The following is a 25,982-nucleotide window of genomic DNA, read 5'->3' as shown; positions in this document are numbered from 1 at the left end:
GCGCGGCGAGCGGAGCGGCGGCGTTCGGCCGCGCCGCCGGAGCGGGCGTGGCGGGCGGCACGACGCCCGGGGCCTCGCGCCTGGGCGCGCTGGACGCCAACGGCGTGTCCTCGGCGCGCGCCCCCGGGCTCAACGAGACGCCCAAGCTTTCCGCCGGGCCTTCCGGCGGCGGCGGGCCGGGCGACCTCGGCGGAGGGGGAGGGGGAGGCGGGAAGGGAGGCTCGGGCGGCATGGGCGGCGCCGTGCCCGGCGGAAAGCCCAAGGAGTCGGCGGGCAAGCCGACCGGGTCGGATTCGGGCGGCGGCGCTCCCGTCGGGGGCGGCGCCTCCGGCGGGTCCTCGGGACCGTCGGGCGCGAACCCGCCCGCGGGCGAGGAGCCCGGCCCGATCGCCAAGACGGGCGCGCCCGAGGTCGGCGAAGGCGTCCCCAGCGGGAAGAAGTTCAGCCTCACGCGCGGAGGGCCGGCGGTGATCGAGACGAGAACCTTCCTGACGAAGAAGAAGGTCCCGCTCGTCGGCTTCACGGCCAAGATGGCCATCGACGGGGACGGCCCCGGCGGCGGCCGCGACGGCGACCCGACCTACCAGCGGGAGACCGCGCTCAAGTCGAACGGCGCGAGCCTCAACGCGCGCGTCGTGCCGTTCATCGTGATCCCGGGGGACTTCTCGGCGGCCCATCCGACCGTCAAGCTCGGCGACTACGCGGCGGTGACCTACGGCGGCAAGACGAGCTACGCCATCGTCGGCGACGTCGGTCCGAAGGGCGTGCTCGGCGAGGGCTCGCCCGCGCTGGCGCGGGCCGTCGGCATCAATCCGCACCCGGTGAGCGGGGGGGTGCAGAGCGCGAGCGTGCAGTACCTCATCATTCCGGGCAGCCGCAAACCCGCGGTGCCGGGCTCGGCGGCCGAGGTCCAGAGCCAGGTCGGCGCCGCCTTCGAGAACGCCGGCGCCGAGCTCCGTTAGCGCCTCCGCCGGAGCGGGTCCGGGCGGGAAATGCTAAACTCTCCGTCCTTCCCGTGGCGATCCTCCTCAGCTGTCAAAACCTCACCAAGAGCTTCGGCATACGCCCGCTCTTCGAAGGCCTGTCGTTCGGGCTCTTCGAGGGCGAGCGCACCGGATTGATCGGGCCCAACGGCGCGGGCAAGTCCACCTTGCTCAAGATCCTGGCCGGCCTGGAGGCCGTCGACGAGGGGAAGATCGCCGCGCGACGCGGCCTGCGCGTCGGCTACCTGGCCCAGCAGGACCGCTTCGAGACGGTCGGCGAGGGCTGGACCGTCCGCGACGAGCTGGGCCGCGCGCTCCAGGGGCTGGGCCTCGAGGACTGGGAGATCGACATGCGCGTCGAGTCGGGCATGGAGCGATCCGGCTTCGCGGACCCGGACCAGCGCGTCGACAAGCTCTCCGGCGGCTGGCGCAAGCGCCTCGCGATCCTGTCCCAGGTGCTGCGCGAGCCCGACCTGCTGCTCCTCGACGAGCCCACCAACCATCTCGACCTCGAGGGCGTCCTGTGGCTGGAGCGCTTCATGTCGGGTCTCGACTTCGCTTTCCTCACCATCACCCACGACCGCAGCTTCCTGGAGCGCGTGTGCAACCGCGTCGTCGAGCTCAACAAGCGCTACGAGGACGGCCACTTCTCGAGCCAGGGCAACTACAGCGACTTCCTCGAGAAGCGCGAGGAGCTGTTCAGCCATCAGGCCACGCTCCAGCAGACGATGCAGAACACCGTGCGCGGCGAGATCGCCTGGCTGCGCAAGGGGCCCAAGGCGCGCACCACCAAGCAGCAGGCCCGCATCGACCGCGCCGGCGAGATGATCGCCGGCCTCGCCGAGCTCAAGTTCCGCAACGCGCAGGTCCGCGCCACCGAGATCGACTTCGACGCCACCGAGAGGAAGAGCAAGAGCCTCGTGCGCTGCCTCGGCGTCGAGAAGTCCATGGGCGGCAGGAAGCTGTTCGGCCCCTTGGACCTCATGCTGTCTCCAGGAGACAAACTTGGATTGCTGGGTGAAAACGGCTCCGGCAAGTCCACCTTGCTCAAGCTGCTCGCCGGGACGCTCGCGCCGGACAAGGGGACGATGCGCCGCGCGGACCACCTGAAGGTCGTGACCTTCGACCAGCACCGCGAGCAGCTCGACATGACGAAGACGCTCAAGCGCTCCCTGTGCGAGGCCGGCGAGCACGTGGAGTTCAAGGGCTCGCGCATCCACGTCTACGGCTGGGCGGAGCGCTTCCTGTTCCGCACGGAGCAGCTCGAGTACCCGCTGAGCCGCCTGTCGGGCGGCGAGCAGGCGCGCGTGCTCATCGCCCGCCTCATGCTGCGCCCCGCCGACATCCTCCTGCTCGACGAGCCCACCAACGACCTCGACCTGCAGTCGCTCGAGGTGCTGGAGAACAGCATGATGGAGTTCCCCGGAGCCCTCGTGCTCGTCACCCACGACCGCTACCTGCTCGAGCGCGTCAGCCAGCGCATCCTCGCCCTCGACGGCAAGGGCAACGCGAATTTCTACGCCGACCTGTCCCAGTGGGAGGCGGCGCGAGAAGAATCGGATTCCCTCGGCGCCATGCATCCGGTCGCTCCGGCGCCCGTCCGGGACGAGCGGTCCCTTGACCCCAAGGAAGCCAAGGAGCTCTCGAAGATGGAGGCGTCCATCAAGGCCGCGGAGAACGAGGCCGCGCTGGCCCGCGCGGCGCTCGAGGACCCCGCCGTCGCGACCGACGCCCCGGAGCTGATCAGGCGCCAGGCGCGCCTGGACGAGGCCCGTCAGCGGGTCGAGGCCCTGTTCGCGCGCTGGAACGAGCTCGAAGCCCGGCGTTGACTGTAACCGTTTCGTCATTGAACTTCCGGCGGGAAGCCCTATACTTACATCGATGCGCCTGAGACCTCTCGTTCTGTGCGCCCTGCTGTCGTCCGTCGCCGCCTGCGGCGAGGCCGACGGCCCCGCCGCGCGCGAGGAGCGCCTCCTGCGCGCCGCCCGCAACGGCGACGCGCGGACGGTCGTCCGCCTCCTCGACGCCGGGGTGGACGTCGAGGCGCGCAACCCCGGCGACGCCTGGACGCCGCTGATGTGGGCCGCGGTGCGTGATCACGCGGACCTCGTCAAGCTTCTGACGGCCCGCGGGGCCCGCATCGAGGTCCGCGACCGCAAGGGGCTCACCGCGCTGCTGGTCGCGGCGCGCTGGGGGAGCAGGAAAGGCGTCGGCGCCCTGCTCGACGCCGGGGCCAGCATCGGCGCCGTGGACGAGATCGGCTGGAACGCCCTGATGTGGTCGTGCTTCAAGGGGCAGACGGACATGGCGGCGCTCCTGCTCGACCGCGGCGCGTCCCTCGAGGGCCTCGACCCCGACGGGCGCACGCCGCTGATGCTCGCGGCGAAGAAGGGCCATGAGAAGACGGCGGCTATGCTGCTGACTCGCGGCGCCTCGATCGCGACGCGCGGGCCCGACGGGCTGACGGCGGCGGACCTGGCCGAGAAGAACGGCTACGACGACCTGGCTCGCCGGCTCCGGCCGCGCTGAGGCGCGCGCGCTCCCTCCGTCGGAGCGTTTCGCGGTTGTTTCGGGCCGGTAAAAGAACGGCAACGGAAAACCCTTTGTTTAGCGGTAAAAAATCGGCAAAGCCCTCTTGCGGATCCTCGCCCCCGGGCTTATACTGAACGCATGACCGCCAAAGTGAAATCGGTGCTCACCGTCGTCTCAGAAGCGCTCGAGACCGCCGCGGGCTACGCGCTCGTCGCGGTCGGCATCTACGCCGCGATCTTCGTGGACATGACCGGGGGCGGCTCCCTGTGGAACACGCTGCGCCACTTCCAGGCGACGTCCCGGGAAGGGATCGAGTCCCCGAACGCGACCCGCGTGATCAAGGTTCCGACCCAGGTGGTCGAGGAGAAGGTCCACGAGGACCGCATCCTCGCCGTTTTCGACGACGCGTCCCCGGCGACCGAGGTCGCGGCGGTGTACGAGGCGCCGGAGTCGGCCGCCTCCCGCCCCTCCGCCGCGTTCACGGACACGCCCGCCGATCCGAAGTCCGGCAAGACCTGGAAGAAAGGGATCAAGGGCGAGCTGAGGAATTTCACCGTGTACGGGAAGGGCGATCAGACCACCTCGGCGGCGATGCCGGTCGGCACGGCCGTCCGCGACGACACTCCCGCGGTCGCGGCGACGGCGGCGGCAGGCTCCGCCGCGCGCGCGGCCACCGAGGCCGCGGCCCGTCCCGGCGTCGGCTCGCGGCTCTCCCGCGGCGCGCTGGCCGCGTCGGAGACCTCGCGCAACGTGCGCTGACGCCGCGCTACTTCTGAGGCGGCACGAACGGCGAGGCGAAGTCCTTGCCCGTCAGCGCGACGGACTTGACCGACGCCGCCGGGAAGCGCAGGCGCTGGTCGGAGTCCTTCGGGATCATCTCGATGTACGCCTCGCCCTTGAACGGCGCCAGCTCGCGGTTGAACAGGTAGCCCTCGAGCGTCTTGCCGTCGGCGAAGGTCACGGTCACGTGGCCCCGGAAGTCGAACGCCTCGTCGATCTGCGCGGCCACGTCCTTCGGAAGAGTCATGTCGTCTCCTGTCCTATCCGATGAGAGCCGTCAGGCTCGCCACGGTCGCGTCCCAGTCCCCGTCCGCGGCTCCGCCCTGGGCGAAGTCCGCGCGCCCGCCGGCCGAGCCGCCGTGCGCGGCGGCGAAGGCCTTGGCGATCTTCGCCGCGTCCACGCCCTTGCCCGCCATGTCCGGCGTGGCGGCGAGCACGAACGACAGCTTGCCCTCGCCGGGCGCGGCGAGGAAGACGAGGCCGGATCCGACCTCGGCCTTGATCTTGTCGGACAGCCCTCTCAAGGATTTGGGGTCCGCTCCCACGAGGCGCTGCACGCACAGCTTCACGCCCTTGACCTCGACGACGGTTTTGCCCGCCTCGGCCTGCGCCGCGAGCTTGTTGGCCTTGAGCTGGGCGAGCTGCCCCTCGAGCTGCTTGAGGCTGTCGATCTTGGCGGGAGCCTTCCCGCCGAGCGCCTCGATGGCGGCGATCAGCTCGTCCTGTCGCGCCAGCGCGTCGGCCTGGGCCTTCGCCTTGGCCGCGTGCTGCGCCGCGGCGTATTCCTCGACCGCCTTGCCCGCGAGCGCCTCGATGCGGCGCACGCCGGAGGAGGCCGACGACTCCTTGACGATCTTGAAGGCGACGATCTCGGCGGTGTTGTCCACGTGCACTCCGCCGCACAGCTCGAGGCTGAAGCGGTTCTTCGGCTCCGCCCAGGCCTTGGGGCCGATCAGCAGGAAGCGGGGCTCGGCGCCATAGTCCTCCCCGAGCAAAGTGGTCGCGCCGAACTCGGCGACCCGGGCGACGGGATGGCACTGCGCGACGACGGGGTGCGCGGCCTTGATCTCGGCGTTGACGATGTCCTCGATCCTCTTGAGCTCGTCGGGCGTGATCGCCTTCGGATAGGTGAAGTCGAAGCGCAGCTTGTCCGGGCCGACGTAGGAGCCGGCCTGGCGGATGCTCCCGCCGAGCACGCGCTTGAGCGCCTCGTTCATCAGGTGGGTCGCCGTGTGGTGGGGCTTGATGCGCGCGCGGCGCTCGGCGTCCACCCTGGCGCGGACCTCGGTGCCGACGAGCAGGCGCGCGCCCATCTCGACGAGGTGGACGAACACGGCGCCGTGCTTCTGCGTGTCGGCCACGCGCGCGAGCACGCGCGAGCCGTCCGCCGCGATCAGGTCTCCCGTGTCGCCGACCTGCCCGCCGCCCTCGGCGTAGAACGGGGTGCGGTCGAGCACGATGAGGCCCGGGGACGAGGCGATCACCGTCGCCGTGCACTCCTGCGCGACGTAGCCCACGAACTCGGTGCGGGCCGCGCCGGCGGCGATGGCCGCGAGGTCGTTCTCTCCGGAGCCCTTCCAGGACGCGCGCGCGATCTCGGAGGCCTTCTCGGAGGCGGCCTTGAAGCCGGGCTCGTCGACGGCGACGCCCTGCGACGCGCATATCTCCTTGGTCAGCTCGAGGGGGAAGCCGAAGGTCTCGTACAGGCGGAACGCGGCCTCGCCCGACAGGTGCTTGCCGGACTTCTGCAGCGCCTTGGTCAGCTCTGCCTCGCCGGCGTGCAGGGTCTCGAGGAACTTGGCCTCCTCGGTCTTCATCACGGCCTGGACCTGCTCGGAGGCGGCGCGCAGCTCGGGATAGCCCGGCGCGAAGATCTCGATCGCCTCGGGGACGAGGAGGTGCAGGAACGGGCGGTCGAAGCCCATCAGCTGGCCGTAGCGCGCCGCGCGGCGCACGAGGCGGCGCAGGACGTAGCCGCGCTCGACGTTCGAGGGGATGATGCCCTCGCTCATCAGCATGGTCGCGGCGCGCGCGTGGTCGGCGATGACCCTGAATCCAAGGGCATGCTTCGGGTCTTGAGGGTCTGTTCCGAGGATCTCGGCTGCTTTAGACACGATCGGCGCGAACAGGTCGGTGTGGAAGGGGGACTTGGTGCCCTGCGCGCAGAACGCGAGGCGCTCGAGGCCCATGCCGGTGTCGATGCACGGCCGCGCCAGCGGCTTGAGGCTCCCGTCGGGCTGGCGGTCGAAGCCGGTGAACACGAGGTTCCATATCTCGATGTAGCGGTCCCCGTCGCCGCCGACGACGTCGTCCTTGCCCGTCGCGAACTCGGGCCCGAGGTCGTAGTAGATCTCGGAGCACGGCCCGCAGGGGCCCGTCGGTCCCATGTTCCAGAAGTTGGTGTCCTCGCCGAGGCGCACGGCGGCGTTCGGGGCGCCGACCTTGCGCCACAGCTCGACGGCCTCGTCGTCTTCTTTATAAACGGTAGGGTACAGACGCTTGGGATCCAGGCCGACGTCCTTGGTCAGGTACTCCCAGGCCCAGAAAACGGCTTCCTGCTTGAAATAGTCGCCGAACGAGAAGTTGCCCAGCATCTCGAAGAACGTCATGTGCCGCAGGGTCGTCCCGACTCGCTCTATGTCTGTCGTTCTGAAACACTTCTGGGACGACGTCGCGCGCTTGAGGTCGGTCTTGAGCCCGAGGTAATAGGGCTTGAACGGGACCATGCCGGCGGAGTTGAACATGAGCGTCGCGTCCCCCTGGGGGACGATCGGCGCGGAGGCCTTGAGCGTGTGGCCGTTCTTGACGAAGAAATCGAGATAGCCGGAGCGGAGCTGGGAGCTGGTCTTCATGGGGGATGATGATTATAGCTGTTTCCGGAAACAGTTATAATCGCTCATGGAATTGGACGGCTTCGAGCGTTTCGACTTCACCGCCGGCGGCGTCTCCAAGCCCGTCTACCGCGCGGGGTCCGGCCCCGCCGTCGTCCTCATCCATGAGCTGCCCGGCATGGTCCCCGAGTGCGTCGAGCTCGGCCGCAAGGTCGCCGCCGAGGGCTACACGGTGTACATGCCGCTGCTGTTCGGCGCGCCGATGCAGAACTACGGGGTCAAGCCCGTCCTCTGGGCGTGCGTGTGGAAGGAGTTCAGCGTGCTGAGCACGCACGGCAAGAGCCCCGCCGCCGACTGGCTGCGCGCGCTGTCGCGCAAGGCGTTCGCGGAGCGCGGCGGCAGGGGCGTGGCCGCGATCGGCATGTGCTTCACCGGGCGCTTCGCGCTCTCGCTGATGATGGACAAGGAGCTGATCGCGCCGGTGCTGTGCCAGCCCTCTTCCTCCTATAGCGAGTCGGCGATGGGCATCCCCGAGGCCGAGTGGGACAACGCGGTGAAGCGCTCCCGCGAGGAGAACATCCCCGTCCTCGGCATGCGCTTCGCGGGCGACTCCCTGTGCCGCGCCGCGCGCTTCGACGCGCTGCGCGACGGCTTCGGCGAGCGCTTCCGGGAGGTCGTGGTCCCGGGCGCGCGCCATTCGGTGCTGACCCTGCACTTCAAGGACATGAGCCCGGACGAGCGGACGCGCGTCTGGGGCGAGTTGACCTCGTACCTGCGCGAACGGCTCGGGGCGTGAGCGCCTACGACGCGGTCATACTCGGCTCGGGCGGCGCGGGCCTGATGTGCGCGTTGACCGCGGCCAAGCGCGGGCGGAAGGTCGCCGTCCTCGACCACGCGGCCAAACCCGGCGGCAAGCTCATCATCTCCGGCGGCGGCCGCTGCAACTTCACGAACCGCGAGGTGAGCGCGGACAACTTCGTGTCGGAGAACAGGCACTTCGCCAAGTCGGCCTTGTCCCGCTTCACCCCCGAGGACTTCATCGCGATGGTGGAGGCGCACGGCATCGCCTATCACGAGCGCAGGCACGGCCAGCTCTTCTGCGACGGCTCCGCGCAGCGGATCATCGACATGCTGGTGAAAAGCGCCCGCGAAGCGGGCGCCGAGCTTTTTCAAAGGCACAAGGTGATGTCCGTCGAAAGGAACGGGGATTTTTATTCCGTCGCGACGGACATGGGCGTCTTCACGGCGAGCAAGCTCGTCGTCGCCACCGGCGGCCTGTCGTTCCCGAAGTTCGGCGCGACGCCGGTCGGCTACGACATCGCCGAGCAGTTCGGCCTGAAGCTCGTCCCGCGCGCCCCCGCGCTCGACGGCTTCGTCTTCAGCGGCGCCGACCGCGTCCGCCTCGAGGGCTTCTCGGGCATCGCTCTCGACGCGGCGATGGCGACGAACGGCGTCGTGTTCCGCGAGAACCTGCTGTTCACCCACGCCGGCTTCAGCGGCCCGGTCGCGCTGCAGGCGTCCCTGCATTGGAGGCCGGGCGGCGAGGTCCGCGTCGACTTCATCCCGGGCCTGTCCCGCGAGGGACTGATGGAGTGGTTCGCCTCGCGCAAGGGCAACAAGCTCGAGATCAAGAACCAGATGGCCGCCCTCGTGCCCAAGCGCCTGGCCGAGCGCTTCTGCGATCTCTGCCTGCCCGACGCGCTCGACATGGGCAACTACCCGAAGAAGGAGCTCGCCGCGTTCTGCGAGAAGCTCCAGGATTGGCGCTTCGTCCCCGCCGGGACCGTCGGCTACGGCAAGGCCGAGGTCACCCGCGGCGGCGTCGACACCTCCGAGCTCTCGTCGAAGACCATGGAGGCCCGCAAGGCGCCGGGCCTTTATTTCATCGGCGAGGTCGTCGATGTCACCGGCTGGCTCGGCGGCTTCAACTACCAGTGGGCCTGGGCGTCCGGGAAAGCCGCGGGCGACGCTCTGTGAACTTCGGATGTGTTAAAATCCCGGCATGACCGCGACCACCGACTGCCCCTGCCAGAGCAAGAAGCCCTTCTCCTCGTGCTGCGAGCCGTACATCACCGGCAAAGCCGCCGCCCCGACCGCCGAAGCGCTGATGCGCGCCCGCTACACGAGCTACGCGACGGGCAAGATCGACTTCATCGAGAAGACCCACGCGCCCGAGAGCCGCGCCGACTTCGACCGCAAGGCGTCGGAGAAATGGGCGAAGGACTCGACCTGGCGCGGGCTCGCCGTCGTCGCCACCAAGGACGGCGGACCGGAGGACAAGACCGGCATCGTCAGCTTCATCGCCGGCTTCTCCCAGAACGGACAGGACTACGAGCATCACGAGATCGCGACCTTCCGCAAGGAAGGCTCCAACTGGCTCTTCGTCGACGGCAAGTCCCCGAAGCCCGAGACCCACGTCAACACCGGCCCCGACGTCGGCCGCAACGAGCCCTGCCACTGCGGCTCCGGCAAGAAGTTCAAGAAGTGCCACGGGCGATAAGGCCGCCGCTTACTTGAAGTCGGAGGAGGGGATGCCGCCGGCGCGCAGCCAGGTCTTCAGCGCGTCGATGTAGGAGGCGTCGGAGATCCGGCTGGACTTCTTCTGGCGATAGCCGTCGATCCGCCACTTGCCGTCCCGGCGGGTGACGTAGAAGGCGATGGTGTGGCTCTGGATGTCGGGGTCGCGGTTGGCGTAGCCGCGAAGGAACTGGCGGCCGTTGAAGTCGGCGTACAGGAAGACGCCGTCGCGGGAGACTTCCTCGACCGACTTGCCGCCTTTGACCCCCATGGCTCCGGCGACGCCTCGCATCAAGTCGCCCTGGGCGTTGTCGGGATACTTGGCGACCGCGCGCTCGAGCTCGTCGTTGGTCAGAGCCATCTCGACCTGGTTCTCGAGGCTCGCGTCCGGGATGGCGTCGAGGTTCCGGATCAGCCCGCGCTTGGCCATCACGGCCTCGACGTGGGGAACGGTGACGCCGTACTCGGCGGCGAGGCGGATCAGCAAGGCGGCGTGACGGCGCAGCTTGGGATCGAGCTCGGCGGCGACGCGCTCGTCGGCCGCGGCCTTGCCGGGGACGAGCTCCCGCCGCACGGAGGCGGCGCGCGGGGAGTCCCGCGGGATGCCGTTCTCGTCGAGCCAGTCGCCGAGGAGGGAGTCCGCCTCGCGCTCGGTGGGGGCGCGCATCCCGCCCATGATGCCCTTGATGAAGCGCCGCGCGGCGGCGAGATCGGGGTTGACGGGGGGCGCGCGCGCCGGGACGGGCGCGGACTCGGCCTGCCAGGCCTCGGGAGTCTGCCGGGCCTGGAAGTAGCTCAGCACCGCGTCGAAGTTCTTGCTCTCCTCGGGCGGGAGCAGGGCGAACAGCGGGTTCTGCTTGAGGACGCTCAGGAACTTGAAGCTGCCCGCGAGCATCATCTCGTCGGTCGGGCCGGGGCCCTTGCCGATGGCCTGGAGCTGAGCCCGGATCTCGACGGCGAGGCCCTCGACGCGCTTGCGCGCGTCGGCGAGGGAGCCCACGTAGGTGGAGGACTGATCGGCGAAGGCGAGGTTCTTTCCCCAGGCCACGGCCCAATCGCCCTCGCCCGGGAAGGCCTCGGCGGCGGCCTTGGCGAAGGCGTCCTGCTTGGCCTGCAGCTTCGCCGGGTCCATGTCGAAGTCCGTGGCCATGATCAGGGCCTTGACCTGGGCGGCGGTGAAGCCGAAGCCGCCGCCGAAGTCCAGCAGCAGGGCCCGGGCCTCGTCGTCCTGGTCCAGGTGCTCGAGCGTGGCCGCCACCCGGGCGGGAGTGTTCTCGGCCCTCGCGGGGTCCACGTCGTGGAGGGCCGCGGCGAGTATCAGGAGGATCTTCTTCTCGGCGGGGAGGTTCCGGCCGGACAGGATGCGCGCGGTGAGGTTCGCCACCTCGCGGGTGTGGCCGAGGCCGTGGTAGATCGAGCTCTGATTCCCCGGATGGCGCGTCCCCAGGAAATCGTAGAGCCGGGCGAGCAGGCCTTGCGGGACCCCGAGCTTGCCCAGCTCCAGGAGGAAGTAGACCGGGGGGCCCGCGGGCGGCCCGGCGGGGGCGGCCGCGGGGTCGTTCTTGGGAGGCGTTCCCGGCGGCGCGGCGGCCGCCTGAGCGGGCTTGGAGCCGGGCTTTTCCGCGGCGGCGGCCGCGGGAGCCGGGGACTGGGCCAAAGCGGAGGGGGCCAGTCCCTGATTAAGGGAGACGGCCGGCGCCGCCAAGGCCGGCGCCAGGGCGCCGGAGAGAGACAGGGGGGTGAGCACGCTCCCGTTCTGGAGGCCGATCGGAGCCACGCCCCCGGCGTTGAGGGAGGTTCCGACCGTGCCCGAGGTGCCGGCCGCGGCGTCGGCCCCGGCGTTGGTCTTGATCTGGGCGCCGGCCGGGAGGGGCCATGCAATTAAGGTAAGAATCAGCGGGAGGGTAAGAGTGGGCCGCATTCCGGGAGTGTAGACCCGGTTCGGGGCCCTGTCAAGGGGTCCGGGAAACAGTTTTAATAAGATTTCGTTGACAGGCCTGAATCAGTCTGTTATAACATCACCGACGGAAGAACACGCATGCGCAAGAAAATCCTCGACGTACTGGCCCGCCGCCTCACGGTCCTCATCATCCCCCAGACGCAGATGAAACCCTGGCGCTGGCAGTGCTCCACCGGCTTTTTCCTGTTCTGGTTGGGCCTTTGGTCGGCCATGACCATCGGGGCGGGCGTGGTGGCCGGCCGTCACGTCGACTATTGGATCACCAAGGCCGACAACCAGGTCATGCTCACCAAGATGACCCGCCTGGCCCAGGAGATGGACCGCGCCCGCTACGCGCTCGACCAGGCCCGGGGCACGGACCGCCAGCTGCGCGGCCTGCTCTCGATGGCCAACAACCGCGACCCGATCGAGGCCGCCACCGGCGTCGGCGGGCCGACCTTGGCCGACCGGCTGAGCCTGGGCAAGATGCTCAACGGCGGGGCCTCCGCCATCCGCCAGGCCGACTGGCACCGCGAGATCGAGCGCATCCGCCACGACGCCGAAGGACGGCTGGCGAGCTTCCAGGAGATCGGCTGGTACGTGGGCAACCAGAAGAGCCTGCGCAACGCGACGCCGACCCTGTGGCCCACCAAGGGCGTGGTCACCTCGGGGTTCGGCTACCGGTTCTCCCCGATGCGCCGCGGCGAGAGCCAGGGCGAGGCCGGCGACAACGGCGAGTTCCACGCCGGCATCGACATCGCCAACGCCGCCGACACCTTGGTGCAGGCGACCGCCGACGGCACCGTCCGCTTCTCGGGCTGGTCCCACGGCTACGGGAACATGGTCGTCATCGACCACGGCTACGGCCTGAGCACCTTATACGGGCACACCTCCAAGACCTTGGTGAAGATCGGCGACCGCGTGGTGCGCGGCCAGGTGCTCGGCTACATGGGCACCACCGGCCGCTCGACCGGCGCGCACCTGCACTACGAGGTGTGGCGCCAGGGCCGGCCCATCAATCCCTGGACCTACCTGAAGGTCGGCCCCGGACCCGAGCTCCTCGGCTACCTTCCCCGCGCCCCGAAGGCCCGGTCCTGATGTTCGGCGAGAAGAGCGGACGCGGAGACGCGCGCGAAGGCATGACCTTGATCAGCGAGGACGCCTTCTTCCACGGGACGCTCGTCGTCAAGGGCTCGCTGCGCGTCGAGGGCGCCTTCGAGGGAGACATCTCCGACGCGGTGGACGTCGAGGTGGGCGCGAAGGGCCGCGTGATCGGCAACCTCGCGGCCGAGACCGTCGTGATCGCCGGCGAGGTCGTCGGCGACATCGTCGCGGCGCGCTCCCTGGAGATCCTTCCGGGCGGCCGCGTGACCGGCGACATCCGCGCCCCGAAGCTGAAGATCGACGACGGGGCCTTCTATGAGGGCGCCTGCTCCATGGGCTCCGACGAAGGCAAGTCCCGCCGGCGCCGCTCGCGCGCCGAGACCGACGCGTCCCAGCCTGCGGACCCCGTCTCCTAGATGTTAAGATTGACCTAGGCCCCCGCCCAAAACCAAGGAGTCCCATGATCTCATTCCTGCGCCGCCATCAGAAAAGCATCTTCGTCGCGACCATCTCCGTCTTCCTGTCCGGCAGCTTCGTCGGCCTCGGCGGCTTCTACTTCACGAGCCGCGACAACGACGGCGCCGTGGCCCGGATCGGCGAGAGCAAGATCCCGGCCCAGCGCCTGCTGCTGCGCGTCAACCAGTACGCCGACGCCCTCCGCCAGAAGGGGACCGAGGTCGACGACGCGATGATGTCCCGCCTCAAGCGCGAGATGCTCAACGACATGATGATCGAGGAGATGATGGCGCTGAAGGCCGACGAGCTCGGCCTGAAGGTCACCAATGACGAGCTTTCTCGCGATATCCGCGCGACGCCGGCCTTCCAGCGCGACGGCCGGTTCGACCAGGACGTCTACTTTCGCCAGGTGCGCGCGATCTTCCGCGAGAACCCCCAGGAGTACGAGCGCAACCGCCGCAAGGCCATCAAGAGCGGCCGCCTGAAGCAGCTGATCTACCGGGTGGCGAAGGTCCCGGCCTCCGAGGTGGACGCCGCCTACGCGCAGGTCATGAAGACCGCGCCGAAGAAGGACCTGGCCAAGATCACCAAGGAGGCGGTCGCGCAGAACCTCCAGCAGCAGCGCGCCGTCGAGCTGATCAACCACTGCCTCAAGCAGCTCTCCGCGCGCGTCGAGCATCAGATCTGGTTCGACCGCGTCGACTCGGGGGCGAACTCGTGAGCGACATACTCGTCGTCGGCTCCGTCGCGCTCGACTCCGTCAAGACCTCCGCGGGCAAGTCCGTCGAGGCCCTCGGCGGCTCGGCCACCTATTTCGCGCTCTCCGCGAGCTATTTCTCGTCGGTCGCCCTCGTCGGCGTCGTCGGCGAGGACTTCCCGGCCGAGCACCGCCGCACGCTCAAGCGCCGCAGCGTGGACCTCGAGGGCCTGAAGGCCGCGAAGGGCAAGACCTTCCGCTGGTCCGGCAAGTACGGCAAGGACGCGGCCGTCGCCGAGACCTTGGCGACGCACCTCAACGTCTTCAAGGAGTTCAAGCCGGTCCTCAACGAGGCCCAGCGCAAGGCGCCGGTCGTGTTCCTCGCGAACATCGATCCCGAGCTCCAGTCCGAGGTGCTGGCGCAGATGAAGGGCCCCGCGCTCGTCGCCTGCGACACGATGAACTACTGGATCGAGTCGAAGCCCGCCGCGATCAAGAAGCTCCTCGCCAAGGTGGACATCTTCTTCTCGAACGACCAGGAGGCGATGCGGCTGACCGGCGCGCCGAACGCGCTGCAGGCCGCCGAGGTCCTCGCCGATTGGGGGCCTTCGGTCATCGTCATAAAAAAAGGCGAGCACGGGGCTTTGATGAAGGTCGGCAGCAAGTTCTTCGTGTACCCCGCCTACCCGCTGGCGCGCATCAAGGACCCGACGGGCGCGGGCGATACGTTCGCGGGCGGGTTCCTCGGCTACCTGGCTTCCTCGGCTTCGTACGAGGATGTCTCGCATCTCAAGCGCGCGATGGCCTACGGCACGACGATGGCCTCGTTCAACGTCCAGGACTTCTCGACGAAGAACATCGAGGACCTGGAGCGCGACGTCATCGACGAGCGCTTCCACGACCTCGCGGAGCGCATGACGATCCCCCGCGCGGACGAGTTCCTGAAGGCCCGGCGCGCCGTCGCGGCGTGATCCGGCTCGAAGGCCTCAGCAAGACCTTCGGCGCGTACAAGGCCGTCGACGACCTCCACCTGGAGGTCCGCCCCGGCGAGATCTTCGGCTTCCTCGGGCCCAACGGCGCCGGCAAGACCACGACGGTCAAGATGATGACCGGCCTGCTGAAGCCGTCCGCCGGGCGGGTCCTCGTCGGCGGGCGCGACATGGCCGCCGACCCCATCGCCGCCAAGCGCGCGATGGGCCTCGTCCCCGACGAGCCCTTCGTCTACCCGAAGCTCACCGGCGCCGAGTACCTGCGTTTCGTCGGGGAGTTGTACGGCGTCGCCTTGCCCGACATGAAGAAGCGCGTGCCCGAGCTCCTGGAGATGTTCGAGCTGAGCCCGTGGGGCGGGGAGCTGCTCGAGAGCTATTCCCATGGGATGCGGCAGAAGCTCGTGTTGGCGGGAATATTGCTTCATGAACCTAAAATACTCGTGCTCGACGAGCCGATGGTCGGGCTCGACCCGAAGAGCGCGCGCCTGGTCAAGGACATCTTCCTGAAGCTCGCCGAGCGCGGCACCGCGATCTTCATGTGCACGCACGTCCTCGAGATCGCCGAGAAGCTGTGCCACCGCATCGGCATCATGATCGGCGGGAAGATGATCGCCTGCGGCACCCTCGACGAATTGCGCGAGCAGTCCAAGAAGGAGGGGCGCGACCTCGAGAGCGTCTTCCTGAGCCTGACCGGCGGCGCCGAGTATTCGGCGCTCCTCAAGTACCTGTAAGATGCTCGGCACCTTGCTGCGCCGCCGCGCGCGGACCTTCGTCAACACGATCGGCGCCTGGACCGGCTACGAGTGGCTGCGCAACGCGGCGTTCGGCTCGGCGGGCTTCGGGCTTTTGTTCGGCCTGCACTACGGCTTCTATCGCCTCCTCAAATACCTGTCCACGGTCGAGCTGATCGGCCTCCTGCTGACCTGGAAGCTCACCGCGATGCTGCTGCTCATGACCTTGTCCATGGTCGTCGTCTCGAGCCTGCTGACCGCGCTGACGACCTTGTTCTACTCCTACGACCTGAAGTTCCTGATGAAGGCCCCCGTCAGCCTGCGCTCGGTGTTCCTCGACAAGTCCCTGGAGAGCGCGTTCTTCGCCTCCTGGATGATCGGCCTGATCCTCGTCCCGTACGTCGCCGCCATCATGCGCGTTCAGCACCTGGGCATGGGGTTCCTCGCGGCGTTCCTCGTCGCCGTGCCCCCGTTCCTTCTTCTGGCGGCCTCCTTCGGGATAGGCTTCACGCTCCTGCTCCTGTATCTGTTCCCGTCGTCCCGCACCCGCGACGTGGTCTGGGTCTTTTCCAGCCTGTCTTTGACGGTCACCTACGGTCTGGTCCGCTTCGCCCAGCCCGAGAAGCTCATCCGTCCCGACGCCCTCAAGGTCGTCGCCGAGTACCTCAACTTCCTCCAAGCCCCGACCGCGCCGTACCTCCCGTCGTGGTGGCTGGCCGAGGCGCTGCGCATGGCGGCGGAGGGCGCCTGGCGCGGCTACGCCGTCCGGGCGATCGGGCTGTGGGCGGCGGCGTTCCTGGTGTACGGATTGTTGGTCGCCCTCGCCGGGAAGGTGTACTTCATCGGGTACAGCGGAGCGCAGGAGGGGGCGCTGCGCAAGCGCGTCCACGACTTCAAACTCCTTCCTGAACAACGGATCTTGGGGACTCGTTCCGCGGCCGTGCTCCTCTGGAAGGAACGAACGACGTTCTTTCGCGACGTCAAGCACTGGTCCCAGATCCTTCTGATCATAGGACTGGTGTTCGTGTACCTGTTCAGCATCCAGCGCCTGCCGCTGGATTCCGCCGAGCTGAAGAGCCTCGTCTCCTTCCTCAACGTGGGCACCGCAGGCTTCGTCCTCGCCGCGCTGGGCCTGCGCTTCACCTTCCCGGCGATCAGCCTCGAGGGGAAGTCCTGGTGGGTCCTGCGCAGCGCCCCGATCGACGTCGGCCTGGTGATGCGCGAGAAGCTCCTCTTCTCCGCGATCCCGATCCTGAGCATCTCGGCGATCCTGGCCCTGATGACGAACTGGCTCCTCGCGGCGGACCGCTTCACGTCGATCCTCTCCTTCGGCGCGCTGCTCACCGTGGGCCTCGCCGTCTGCGTGATGGGCGTGGGCTTCGGCGCGCTGTTCCCGAACTTCACCGTCGAGAACATCCATCAGATCGAGTCGTCGGTGGGAGGCTTCGTCTACATGGCCGCCTGCCTTTTCTACGTCGGCTTCACCATCGCCGTGCTCGCCGCGCCGATGCAGATGCACTTCGCGGAGCGCTTCGGGACGGGCGTCTGGAACTCGCGCGTCGCGCTCTACTCCGGCGCCGGGTGGCTGGCGCTGAACGCCGTTGCTATGATAGCGCCCTGGACGCTCGGCCGCCGGGCGTTGGAGAACCATGAATAAGATCCTCTTTGCCGTCCTTCTGTTCGCGTCGCCGGCCTCCGCCGCGCCTCAAGTCGCGGTCGTGATCGACGACTTCGGCCTGAACTACAAGAAGACCCCGCCCGACGAGGAGTGGCTGGCCCTGCCCGGCGCGATGACCTTCGCCGTGATGCCCGAGTCGCCGCGCACGAAGAAAGTCTCGCCGCTCGTCTCCGCCGCCGCGTCGAAGGAGTTGATGATCCACTACCCGTTCGACCCGTTCCAGTCCCTGAAGCTGGCCAAGGACGCCGTGGACCCCGAGGACGCCCTCAAGACCGCCGCGCTCCTCGACAAGGCGATGAAGCAGATTCCGAACGCGAAGGGCCTCAACAACCACCGTTCCTACAAAGCGACGAAGAACCGGCCCCTGATGCGCGCCTTCATGGCCCAGCTCAAGCCCACGGGGATGTACTTCCTCGACTCGAAGGTCTCCGAGAAGAGCGTCGCGCACGCGGAGGCCGCGGCGGCCGGCATCCCCGCGGCGACGAACGACGTCTTCCTCGACACGGCCGAGCTTCACACGCAGGCCTTCTGCGCGAAGATGCTGCGCCAGGCCGTCGCGCGCGCCCGCAAGCACGGCTCGGCGATCGCGATCGGCCATCACTACTTCCGGTCGACGTTCGACTGCCTCAAGGAAGAGATGCCGAAGCACGAGAAGGACGGCGTGGTGTTCGTGAAGGCGTCCGCCCTCGCCCGCTGAGGCGGGCCGCTACTGGTAGATGACGACTGACGGCTTCGGCTCGAGCTCGAGGAGCTCCCGCGGCGTCATCAGCGGCTTGTCGTTCTTGTAGAACAGCTTGATCCCGGCGTGCTGGACGGGCTCGTTCTTGACCGTGACGCGGTAGACCCGCCGCTTGAGCGCGGGGGAGCCGAAGCCGTCCATGACGACGGCGATCTGCACGCGCGGGTCGAGGCGGATGCGCTCGCGGCGCATGAGCATCTCCTCGGTGAAGCGGTGGACGATCAGGAGCTTCGGCGGCAGGCCCCCGTTCGCGGCGATTGTGGAGAGCAGGATGGACGCGACGTTGACGTCCTCCCCGTCGCTCGTGCCGATCCGCTTGCCCGGACGCACCGTCCTCGGCATGTCGAACTCGGGGTCGAGGGCCAGGTGCACGTGCGGCCGCGACAGGAACGGGCGCAGCCGCTCGACCTCCGCTCTCACCGTGCTGTGGCCGATCTGCACGTCGAGGATCACGAGCCAGCCCCGGCGCGCGGCCCAGCCGATGACCTTCTCGATGAGCGCGTCGGGCATGCGGTTGTTGTAGCGGCCGTCGGGCCCCGGCGTCGGGGAGGCGACCGTGGCCACCAGCTCGAGCGCGGGCAGGACCGGCGTCGCGGGATCGGCCTTCCGCCACTCCGCGGCCTGCTTGTCCAGGCGTTCGAGCATCTCGTCGACGGGGATCTCTCCGAGTATGCCCATCCGCTTCGACAGGGGGTTTCCGTAATAGCTGACGATGCGGCATTCGGGCAGGAGCTTCCCGGGGGGGCACGCCGCGGGCACCGCGGGGGCGGCCCGGAGGGGCGGCGCCGCGAGGGCGGTCAGCAGGACGGCCGCGAGGAGGCTCAAAGCGCTTCGCGTTTCGTCTTCTTCAGCTCCAGCTCGAACTTCTGGAGAGGCGCGCCGGGCACGCCGGAGAACGCGCGCACGCGCAGCACGGTCTTGTCCTCGAGGGCGAAGTAGGCGCGATGGACGGCGCCGTTGACGAAGGTGACGTCGATCTGCCGTTCCGGCGCGGCCGGCTTGCCGTCCAGGGGCTCGGGCGGCGCCGCCGTGCCCACGATCGCCCCGCCCTTCAACTCCGCGTCGGGGGCCACCGTCGTGGTCAGCACGGCCTCGTAGACGCCGCGCGGTTTGCCCGGGACCAGAGAGAGCCGGTCCGTCAGGCGGTCCCGGAACTGGAGCTCCTTGAGGTCCAAGGTCAGCGCGGCCTTCCCGCCCCAGCCGGTCTTGACCGTCAGCAGGACCTCGTAGCGGCCGAGGGCGTGGATCAAAGAGCCTTCCCAGCGCCCGTCGAGGTCCTTCAGGCCGGTCTTGGCGTCCTTGCCCGCGGGCGCGACCGGCAACCCCGGGAGGAGGGCCGTCGGCTTGGTCGTCGTCGAGCACTCGGCCGGGGCGAACAGGTCCCCGGAAAGGGAGGGAGGCTGGCCGTTGGGGCACAGCCGCGGCCCGGCGAGCAGCGGCGAGGCCGCGAGGGCCGCCAGGGCGGCGAGGACGAAGGTCTGTGGTCGTCTCATGGGGGAAATCGTAGCGGCGGTGGGACTCGAACCCACAAGGGCGTGAACCCGATCGATTTTGAGTCGATTGCGTCTGCCATTCCGCCACGCCGCCTACAAGCCCATCTTATCAAATTGGTGCCAGGCCTCCCATTATCCCATTACTCCGCCGGAGGGAATCCCGGGAGTAATGGGATAATGGGAGGCCTGGCACCATCGTTATAATGGATTCATAACGCCCTCGGGAGCTATCGTGAGGGCATGGAACGAGTCAAGAAGCTGCTGCTGGGCAAGCCGCGGGACATCCGCGATCCGAACGTCTATCACAAGATCTCGCTGGCGGCCTTCCTCGCCTGGGTGGGGCTGGGGGCCGACGGCCTGTCCTCCTCGGCCTACGGCCCCGACGAGGCCTACCGCGCCTTGGCCGGGCACACCCACCTGGCCCTGATCCTCGTCGTCATGATGGCCGTGACGATCTTCGTGATCTCGATCGCCTACTCGAACCTCATCGAGCACTTCCCGGGCGGCGGCGGCGGCTACCTCGTCGCCACCAAGCTCCTCGGCGAGAAGGCGGGGGTCGTCTCCGGCTGCGCTTTGCTCGTGGACTACGTGCTGACCATCTCGGTGTCGGTCGCCGCGGCCTGCGACGCGCTGTACTCCTTCCTGCCGCCGCATTGGGCGGGGACCAAATTGGTCGGCGCGGCGCTGATGCTCCTCATCCTGCTCGTGCTGAACCTGCGCGGGGTGAAGGAGTCCGTCACCTTCCTGGCGCCCATATTCCTGTTCTTCGTCGTCTCGCACGTCGGCATGATCCTCTACGCCGTGTTCAGCCACCTGCCGGTCCTGCCCGAGGTGTTCAAGGGCGCCGGGACGGACCTGAGCGCGTCCGTCTCGACGCTCGGCTTCGCGCCGGTCGCCTTCGTCCTCCTGCGCGCCTACTCGATGGGCGGCGGCACCTACACCGGCATCGAGGCGGTCTCCAACGGGGTCGCGATGCTCCAGGAGCCGCGCGTGCAGACCGGCAAGCGCACGATGCTCCTGATGTCGACCTCGCTGGCCTTCACCGCGGGCGGCATCCTGCTCGGCTACCTGCTGGTCAACGCCGTGCCGGAGGCGGGCAAGACCATGAACGCGGTCCTGCTCGAGAACCTCTACGGCGGCTGGGGCGCCGTCGGGCGCGCGATGATCGTCGCGACCCTGTTCGCCGAGGCGGCCCTGCTCGTCGTCGCCGCGCAGGCGGGCTTCCTCGACGGCCCGCGCGTGCTCTCCAACATGGCCCTCGACTCCTGGGTGCCGCACAGCTTCTCCCAGTTGTCCGACCGCCTGGTCACGCAGAACGGCGTGTTCCTGATGGGCGCGGCGGCGATGGGGACCTTGATCTATACGAAGGGGAACATCACGACGCTCGTCGTGATGTACTCGATCAACGTCTTCCTGACCTTCTCGCTGACCGAGCTCGGCATGTCGAAGTACTGGATCACGCATCGGGCCAAGGAGCCCCGCTGGAAAAGCCAGCTGGCCATCCACGGCACCGGCCTCGTGATGTGCGTCAGCATACTCTGCGTCACGCTGTTCGAGAAGTTCCTCGAGGGAGGCTGGGTCACCGCCGTCATCACGACCTTGACCATCGCCGCCTGCTTCTGGATCCGCCGCCACTACCGGGAGGTCTCCTCCAGCCTCAAGGGTCTCGAGAAGATTCTCGAGGCCTCGCCGCTCGCCGGCGAACCGGCCGGTCCGAGCAGGCTCGATCCCAAGGCGCCGACCGCCGTGCTCACCGTCTCCGACTTCTCCGGCTACGGCCTGCACCACATACTCGCCATCCAGCGCCTGCTCCCGGGCTACTTCAAGAACTTCATCTTCGTCTCCGTCGGCGTGCTCGACTCGGGGAACTTCAAGGGCAGCGAGGCCGTCGGCCAGCTCGAGAAGGAGAAGCGCGCGCATCTGGCGAAGTACGTGGCCTGGTGCCGCCAGAACGGCCTCGAGGCGGACTCCCGCCTGGCGCTCGGCACGGAGACGATCGAGACGCTGGAGAAGTCGATCGTCGAGCTGTCGCGGGAGTTCCCGCGCATGATCGTGTTCACCGGCAAGCTCATCTTCCGTCAGGAGCGCTGGTACCAGCCGTACCTGCACAGCGAGACGGCCAACGCGATCCAGCGCCGCCTGCAGTTCAACGGCGTGCAGGTCGTCGTGCTGCCGGTGCGGGTCTATTGAACGGGCGGATCGGCATGAAGAAGGCGCTGCTCGTCCTCATTCCGTTGAAGCTGAGCGCGCCTGGCACGGCCGCTTCGGCGCCGTGGGATGCGCCCTTGCCCGTGAGGTTCGGCGGGTTCGTGGACGTCTATTACGCCTACGACGCGCGTCGGCCGCCGGCCCGGGACCGGGCTTTCACGACCCAGCCGGCACGGCACGACGAATTCAACGTCAATCTGGCCTTCGTCGACGCGACGGTCGACGGCGAACGGGTGCGGGGGCGGCTCGCGCTGCAGGCGGGAAACTCCGTGCAGGCCAACTACGCGGGGGAGCCCCGCGTGGGGACCGTGAGCGGCTCGGACTTGGCGCGCCACATACAGGAAGCCGTGGTCGGTTATAAAGTCGCCGACGAGCTCTGGATCGACGGCGGGATATTCTTCTCGCACATCGGCCTCGAGAGCTGGATCTCGCGGGACAATTGGACCTGCGGCCGCTCGCTGATGGGCGATTTCTCGCCTTATTACCAATCGGGCGTGAAGGCGAGCTACCGGATCGACGAGGCGTGGTCCGGCCAGCTGCACGTGCTCAACGGCTGGCAGAACATCTCGGAGAACAACGACAACAAGGCCTTGGGCGGCCAGCTCTCCTGGACCGGGCCGTCCGGCTGGACGGCGACTTACAACAACTTCTGGGGCCAGGAGGTCGGCAATCAGGGGCGCTTCTTCAACGACCTGATCGTCAAGACGCCCCCGTTCGGCCGGCTCCAGCTCGCGGCCTCGGCGGACTACGGGATCCAGCGCAAGCCCGGCGGCGGGGATTTCTCGCGGTGGTACGCGGCGGCCTTGATCGGCCGGTGGAAGTTCGACGAACGCGTCGCGGTCGCCGCGCGCGTGGAGCGCTACGTCGACCAGGACCAGGTGATCGTCAACACCGGCGGCCAGGGAGCGTTCCGGACCACCGGCGCGTCGGTCAACCTGGATAAGCTCCTCCATAAGCAGCTTTTGTGGCGGCTGGAGGCGAGGCATTTTTGGTCCGAGAACCCGGTGTATCCGACGAGAGGCGGCTACGCCGAGCGGGACGGGGTCGTCTCGACTTCGTTGGCGCTGACCTTCTGACGATGGGACTGAGCACGCTTTCGGGCCGACGCATGAAAGCGGTAACATAGAAACATGCCCTACCGGGAATATGGTCTGGCCGTCGCCGCGGCGGCCCTGTGCACGGCCGCGGGCTTCGCGCTGTTCCCTCTGGTGTCGCTCACCGACCTCGTCATGGTGTATCTCGTGGGGACCCTGGTGGTGGCGCTGCGCGGCTGGCGCGGCCCGGCCCTGTTCTCCTCGCTGCTGGGCGTGCTGTGCTTCAACTTCTTCTTCGTGCCGCCCCGCTTCACGTTCCACGTCGAACACACCCAGTTCGTGGTCACCTTCGCGGTCATGTTCGCCGTGGCTCTGATCATCAGCCACCTCGCGGTGCGTGTGCGGACCCAGTCCGACGCGGCCAAGCGCGCCGAGGTCGTGGCCGAGGCCGAGCGCTTGCGCAGTTCCCTGCTGAGCGCCGTCTCGCACGAGCTGCGCACGCCGTTGGCCGCGATCATCGGCTCGGCGAGCACCTTGCTGCAGACGGGCCACGGCGGGGGAAAGTCGTCGCGGGACCTCCTCGTCAACATACGCGACGAGGCCGACCGGCTGACGCGGCTCGTGCATAACCTCATCGAGACCACCCGCCTCGACTCGGGCGCCGCCCTCAAGAAGGAGCTCTATCCGATCGAGGACGTGATCGGCACGGCGCTCGAGCGGGTCGAGAAGCTCCTCGCCGGGCGGCATGTCGAGTCCGACCTGCCCGAGAACCTGCCCCTCGTTCCGGTCGATCCGGTCTTGATGGAACTCGTGTTCGTGAACCTGATCGAGAACGCCGTGCGTCACGCGCCGGAAGGCGCGCTCGACATCGTCGCCCGCGAGCGCATGGACTTCCTCGAGGTGTCGGTCGCCGACCGGGGCCCGGGGCTCAAGCCCGAGGAGCTCGAGCGGGTCTTCGAGAAGTTCTACCGCGCGAGCGCCGCGCCTGGCGCGGGGCTGGGGCTGGCGATCTGCAAGGCGGTGGTGGAGGCGCACGGCGGGACGATACGGGCAGAGAATCGCCCGGGCGGCGGGGCGATCTTTCTGCTGACCTTGCCCCGGAGGAACGCCAAGTGAGCGCGCGCAAGCCGACCGTCCTCGTCGTCGACGACGAGCGCGCGATCCAGCGCTTCCTCAGGCCGTCGCTCGAGGCGAACGGCTTCGCCGTCCTGGAGGCCTCCACCGGCAGGGCGGCGCTCGACCTCGTCGTCGCCAAGAAGCCCGACGTCGTCCTCCTCGACCTGAGCCTGCCGGACATGGACGGTCTGGACGTGCTCAAGCGCCTGCGCGAGTGGAGCTCGGCGCCCGTCATCGTCGTGTCCGCGCGCGGCCAGGAGACCGACAAGATCGCGGGCCTCGACCGCGGCGCCGACGACTACCTGACCAAGCCCTTCGGCGTCGAGGAGCTGCTGGCCCGCATCCGCGTCGCCCTGCGCCACGCCGAGGGCGCGGCGCGCGACTCCGAGCCGGTGTACGAGCACGGCGATCTCAAGATCGACCTGACCTTGCGCCGCGTGTGGCTTTCGAAGAAGGAGGTTCGCCTGTCGCCGCTGCAGTACACCCTGCTCGCCGCTTTGGTCCGGGACGCGGGCCGGGTCGTCTCCCAGAAGCAGCTCATGAAGGAGCTCTGGCCGGAGGGGGGGAGCACGCCCGAGGCCCTGCGCATCCTCGTCCACCAGACGCGCCACCGCATCGAGAAAGAACCGGTGCGGCCCCGCCACCTCAAGACCGAGCCCGCCGTCGGCTACCGCCTCGAAGCGCAGGACGAATAGTCCCGCGTTATCCACGCTATCCACCGATCAACTGTCGTCAACGACAGTCCCATTGGGGGAAAAGGCCGACGCCACCGGCGTCGATGACAACGCCGCGATAACGGGCCTGAAATGGAGTCTCAACGGTGTCCGGGGCTACCATGAGGGCATGCAGACTTCCGCGGAGTTCGCCGTTCTCGCCTGCCTGACCCTCGATGAGCGGAAGGCCGCCGAGGTCATGGCCGAGGCGGCCCGGCTGGCGGAGAAGTTGAAGGCGCCGCTCAGCGTCGTCCATCTCTACCCCGCGGCGTGGAGCGGTCCTTTAAGGGCGCATCCGAGCGCCTGGCATCTCAAATCCGATGACCCCGCCGAGGTCGTGAAGCGCTTCGCCGCGCGACGGCGCATCACCCACATCCTATCCTAGCCTCGGACACCGAAGGGTTTGACCCCAACAACGCAACACGGGAGGTCTGACCCCGACGTTATAGGCCTTTGTAGGTGGTCAGCGTGCGGATGTACTGCTGGCGCTCGAAGGCGCTGGGGTCGGCGCAGTTGCGCTGGCTCATGCTGCCGCGCAGCTGGGAGACGGACTTGTACTCGCGCTCGGTCATCCAGCGCGCGAGCTCGGTCTCGATGACGCGGATGTGCTCGATGCCGAACTTGAACAGCGCCGAGCACAACATCGTCGTCGTGGCGCCGGCCATCAGGAGCTTGAGCGCGTCCATCGCCGTGTGGATGCCGCTCGTCGCGGCGAGGTCCGCCTTGACGCGGCCGGAGAGCACCGCCGTCCAGTGCAGAGGCAGGCGCAGGGCCTGGGGCGTGCTGAGCAGGAGGTTGGGGCGCACCTCGAGCTTGTCGAGGTCGAAGTCGGGCTGGTAAAAACGGTTGAAGAGGACCAGGCCTTTGGCCCCGGCGTCGTCGAGGCGCTTGGCCATGCTCGCCAGGTTGCTGAAGAAGGGGGCGAGCTTGACGGCGACCGGGATGCTCACGACGGAGCGCACGGCGGTCAGGATGTCGACGTGGGTGTTCTCCACCTCGATGCCCGGGACGCCGGGGTCGGTGGGTATGTAGTAGATGTTGAGCTCGAGGGCGTCCGCTCCGGCGCTTTGGATGTCCTTGGCGTAGCTCGTCCAGCCGCCCAAGGAGGTCCCGTTGAGGCTGGCGATGATCGGCATCTTCGAGGCCGCCTTCGCCTTGCGGATGTGGTTGAGGTAGCTCTCCGGGCCCCAGTGGAAGCCGCCGACGGCGGGGAAGAAGCTCTGGGCCTCGGCGAAGGCGTTGGTGTTGTCGGTCAGGCGCGTGATCAGCTCGTCGCGGTCGCGCGTCAGCTGCTCCTCGAAGAGCGAGCTCAGCACGACGGCCGAGGCCCCGGCGTCCTCCATGCGGCGGATGCCGTCGAGGGTCTCGGAGAGGGGGCTCGCCGAGACCACGAGCGGCGTGCGCAGCTTCAGGCCCAGGTAGGTGGTGCTCAGGTCCATGCT

25 protein-coding genes and 1 tRNA gene are annotated in these 25,982 nt (G+C 68.5%); 19 read left to right on the top strand and 7 right to left on the bottom strand.

The window, feature by feature from the left end; translation table 11 throughout:
* The 4 genes from HYV14_01235 to HYV14_01220 all read left to right on the top strand — a co-directional run.
* Nucleotides 1-962, top strand: a 962-nt coding sequence (locus tag HYV14_01235; GenBank protein ID MBI2384612.1) for a glycoside hydrolase family 75 protein, incomplete at its 5' end; no start/stop codon positions are given.
* Nucleotides 963-1,015: 53 nt separating this feature from the next.
* The gene (locus tag HYV14_01230; GenBank protein MBI2384611.1) at nucleotides 1,016-2,812 is read left to right on the top strand and encodes an ABC-F family ATP-binding cassette domain-containing protein; all 1,797 of its coding nucleotides are present in this window, start codon (nucleotides 1,016-1,018) and stop codon (nucleotides 2,810-2,812) included.
* A 52-nt stretch (nucleotides 2,813-2,864) separates the two neighbouring features.
* Nucleotides 2,865-3,512: an ankyrin repeat domain-containing protein gene (locus tag HYV14_01225; protein MBI2384610.1), complete on the top strand. Its 648-nt coding sequence runs from the start codon at nucleotides 2,865-2,867 to the stop codon at nucleotides 3,510-3,512.
* 141 nt (nucleotides 3,513-3,653) lie between these two features.
* On the top strand, nucleotides 3,654-4,274 hold the full coding sequence (locus HYV14_01220) for a hypothetical protein (GenBank protein MBI2384609.1): 621 nt from the start codon (nucleotides 3,654-3,656) through the stop codon (nucleotides 4,272-4,274).
* Between the two features lie 7 nt (nucleotides 4,275-4,281).
* On the opposite strand, the gene HYV14_01215 is transcribed toward HYV14_01220, so the two are convergent.
* Both HYV14_01215 and alaS read right to left on the bottom strand, forming a co-directional pair.
* On the bottom strand, nucleotides 4,282-4,542 hold the full coding sequence (locus tag HYV14_01215) for a hypothetical protein (protein MBI2384608.1): 261 nt from the start codon (nucleotides 4,540-4,542) through the stop codon (nucleotides 4,282-4,284).
* A gap of 13 nt (nucleotides 4,543-4,555) precedes the next feature.
* Nucleotides 4,556-7,147 carry an alanine--tRNA ligase gene (gene alaS, locus HYV14_01210; protein ID MBI2384607.1) on the bottom strand — a complete coding sequence of 864 codons (2,592 nt, stop codon included), beginning with the start codon at nucleotides 7,145-7,147 and terminating at the stop codon, nucleotides 4,556-4,558.
* A gap of 46 nt (nucleotides 7,148-7,193) precedes the next feature.
* On the opposite strand from alaS, the gene HYV14_01205 reads away from it, so the two are divergent.
* From HYV14_01205 to HYV14_01195, 3 genes are read left to right on the top strand one after another with little or no spacing between them, the layout of a single operon-like run.
* A complete protein-coding gene (locus HYV14_01205; protein ID MBI2384606.1) occupies nucleotides 7,194-7,922 on the top strand; it encodes a dienelactone hydrolase family protein in 729 nt (242 codons plus the stop codon).
* The gene (locus tag HYV14_01200; protein ID MBI2384605.1) at nucleotides 7,919-9,103 is read left to right on the top strand and encodes an NAD(P)/FAD-dependent oxidoreductase; all 1,185 of its coding nucleotides are present in this window, start codon (nucleotides 7,919-7,921) and stop codon (nucleotides 9,101-9,103) included. Before HYV14_01205 ends, HYV14_01200 begins: the two co-directional genes overlap by 4 nt.
* A gap of 25 nt (nucleotides 9,104-9,128) precedes the next feature.
* Nucleotides 9,129-9,626, top strand: coding sequence for a YchJ family protein (locus tag HYV14_01195; GenBank protein MBI2384604.1), 498 nt, complete (start codon nucleotides 9,129-9,131; stop codon nucleotides 9,624-9,626).
* 9 nt (nucleotides 9,627-9,635) lie between these two features.
* Here HYV14_01195 and HYV14_01190 read toward each other — a convergent pair whose 3' ends face one another.
* Entirely contained in the window at nucleotides 9,636-11,564 is a 1,929-nt protein-coding gene (locus HYV14_01190; GenBank protein ID MBI2384603.1) for an HD domain-containing protein, read from the bottom strand.
* A gap of 117 nt (nucleotides 11,565-11,681) precedes the next feature.
* On the opposite strand from HYV14_01190, the gene HYV14_01185 reads away from it, so the two are divergent.
* From HYV14_01185 to HYV14_01155, 7 genes are read left to right on the top strand one after another with little or no spacing between them, the layout of a single operon-like run.
* Nucleotides 11,682-12,680, top strand: a complete 999-nt coding sequence (locus HYV14_01185; protein MBI2384602.1) for a M23 family metallopeptidase — start codon at nucleotides 11,682-11,684, stop codon at nucleotides 12,678-12,680.
* Nucleotides 12,680-13,102, top strand: a complete 423-nt coding sequence (locus HYV14_01180; GenBank protein ID MBI2384601.1) for a polymer-forming cytoskeletal protein — start codon at nucleotides 12,680-12,682, stop codon at nucleotides 13,100-13,102. The genes HYV14_01185 and HYV14_01180 overlap by 1 nt, the downstream gene beginning before the upstream one ends.
* A 44-nt stretch (nucleotides 13,103-13,146) precedes the next feature.
* Nucleotides 13,147-13,863, top strand: coding sequence for a SurA N-terminal domain-containing protein (locus HYV14_01175; protein ID MBI2384600.1), 717 nt, complete (start codon nucleotides 13,147-13,149; stop codon nucleotides 13,861-13,863).
* A 5-nt stretch (nucleotides 13,864-13,868) separates the two neighbouring features.
* The gene (locus HYV14_01170; protein MBI2384599.1) at nucleotides 13,869-14,810 is read left to right on the top strand and encodes a sugar kinase; all 942 of its coding nucleotides are present in this window, start codon (nucleotides 13,869-13,871) and stop codon (nucleotides 14,808-14,810) included.
* Nucleotides 14,807-15,559, top strand: coding sequence for an ABC transporter ATP-binding protein (locus tag HYV14_01165; protein ID MBI2384598.1), 753 nt, complete (start codon nucleotides 14,807-14,809; stop codon nucleotides 15,557-15,559). Before HYV14_01170 ends, HYV14_01165 begins: the two co-directional genes overlap by 4 nt.
* A gap of 1 nt (nucleotide 15,560) precedes the next feature.
* Nucleotides 15,561-17,216, top strand: a complete 1,656-nt coding sequence (locus HYV14_01160; GenBank protein ID MBI2384597.1) for a hypothetical protein — start codon at nucleotides 15,561-15,563, stop codon at nucleotides 17,214-17,216.
* Entirely contained in the window at nucleotides 17,209-17,934 is a 726-nt protein-coding gene (locus HYV14_01155; protein ID MBI2384596.1) for a divergent polysaccharide deacetylase family protein, read from the top strand. Before HYV14_01160 ends, HYV14_01155 begins: the two co-directional genes overlap by 8 nt.
* Before the next feature lie 9 nt (nucleotides 17,935-17,943).
* Here the strand turns inward: HYV14_01155 and HYV14_01150 are convergent, their stop codons facing one another.
* From HYV14_01150 to HYV14_01140, 3 genes are all read right to left on the bottom strand, one after another.
* Nucleotides 17,944-18,801, bottom strand: coding sequence for a hypothetical protein (locus HYV14_01150; protein MBI2384595.1), 858 nt, complete (start codon nucleotides 18,799-18,801; stop codon nucleotides 17,944-17,946).
* Nucleotides 18,798-19,469, bottom strand: coding sequence for a hypothetical protein (locus HYV14_01145; GenBank protein ID MBI2384594.1), 672 nt, complete (start codon nucleotides 19,467-19,469; stop codon nucleotides 18,798-18,800). Before HYV14_01145 ends, HYV14_01150 begins: the two co-directional genes overlap by 4 nt.
* Nucleotides 19,470-19,480: 11 nt before the next feature.
* A tRNA-Leu gene (locus tag HYV14_01140) sits at nucleotides 19,481-19,563 on the bottom strand.
* Between the two features lie 146 nt (nucleotides 19,564-19,709).
* On the opposite strand from HYV14_01140, the gene HYV14_01135 reads away from it, so the two are divergent.
* From HYV14_01135 to HYV14_01115, 5 genes are all read left to right on the top strand, one after another.
* Complete coding sequence (locus tag HYV14_01135) at nucleotides 19,710-21,659, top strand: APC family permease (GenBank protein MBI2384593.1); 1,950 nt, start codon at nucleotides 19,710-19,712, stop codon at nucleotides 21,657-21,659.
* Nucleotides 21,660-21,673: 14 nt separating this feature from the next.
* Nucleotides 21,674-22,753, top strand: a complete 1,080-nt coding sequence (locus HYV14_01130; protein MBI2384592.1) for a porin — start codon at nucleotides 21,674-21,676, stop codon at nucleotides 22,751-22,753.
* Between the two features lie 54 nt (nucleotides 22,754-22,807).
* On the top strand, nucleotides 22,808-23,827 hold the full coding sequence (locus HYV14_01125; protein ID MBI2384591.1) for a DUF4118 domain-containing protein: 1,020 nt from the start codon (nucleotides 22,808-22,810) through the stop codon (nucleotides 23,825-23,827).
* Nucleotides 23,824-24,522 carry a response regulator gene (locus HYV14_01120; GenBank protein ID MBI2384590.1) on the top strand — a complete coding sequence of 233 codons (699 nt, stop codon included), beginning with the start codon at nucleotides 23,824-23,826 and terminating at the stop codon, nucleotides 24,520-24,522. Before HYV14_01125 ends, HYV14_01120 begins: the two co-directional genes overlap by 4 nt.
* Nucleotides 24,523-24,670: 148 nt before the next feature.
* Nucleotides 24,671-24,925, top strand: a complete 255-nt coding sequence (locus HYV14_01115; protein ID MBI2384589.1) for a hypothetical protein — start codon at nucleotides 24,671-24,673, stop codon at nucleotides 24,923-24,925.
* 58 nt (nucleotides 24,926-24,983) lie between these two features.
* Here the strand turns inward: HYV14_01115 and HYV14_01110 are convergent, their stop codons facing one another.
* The gene (locus HYV14_01110) at nucleotides 24,984-25,979 is read right to left on the bottom strand and encodes a dihydroorotate dehydrogenase-like protein (protein MBI2384588.1); all 996 of its coding nucleotides are present in this window, start codon (nucleotides 25,977-25,979) and stop codon (nucleotides 24,984-24,986) included.
* Nucleotides 25,980-25,982: the final 3 nt, after the last annotated feature.

The sequence above is a fragment of the Elusimicrobiota bacterium genome (assembly GCA_016182905.1).
Taxonomy (GTDB): domain Bacteria; phylum Elusimicrobiota; class Elusimicrobia; order UBA1565; family UBA9628; genus GWA2-66-18.
Note: the sequence above shows the minus strand (reverse complement) of the source record. Positions and strands in the feature narration are given on the sequence as shown.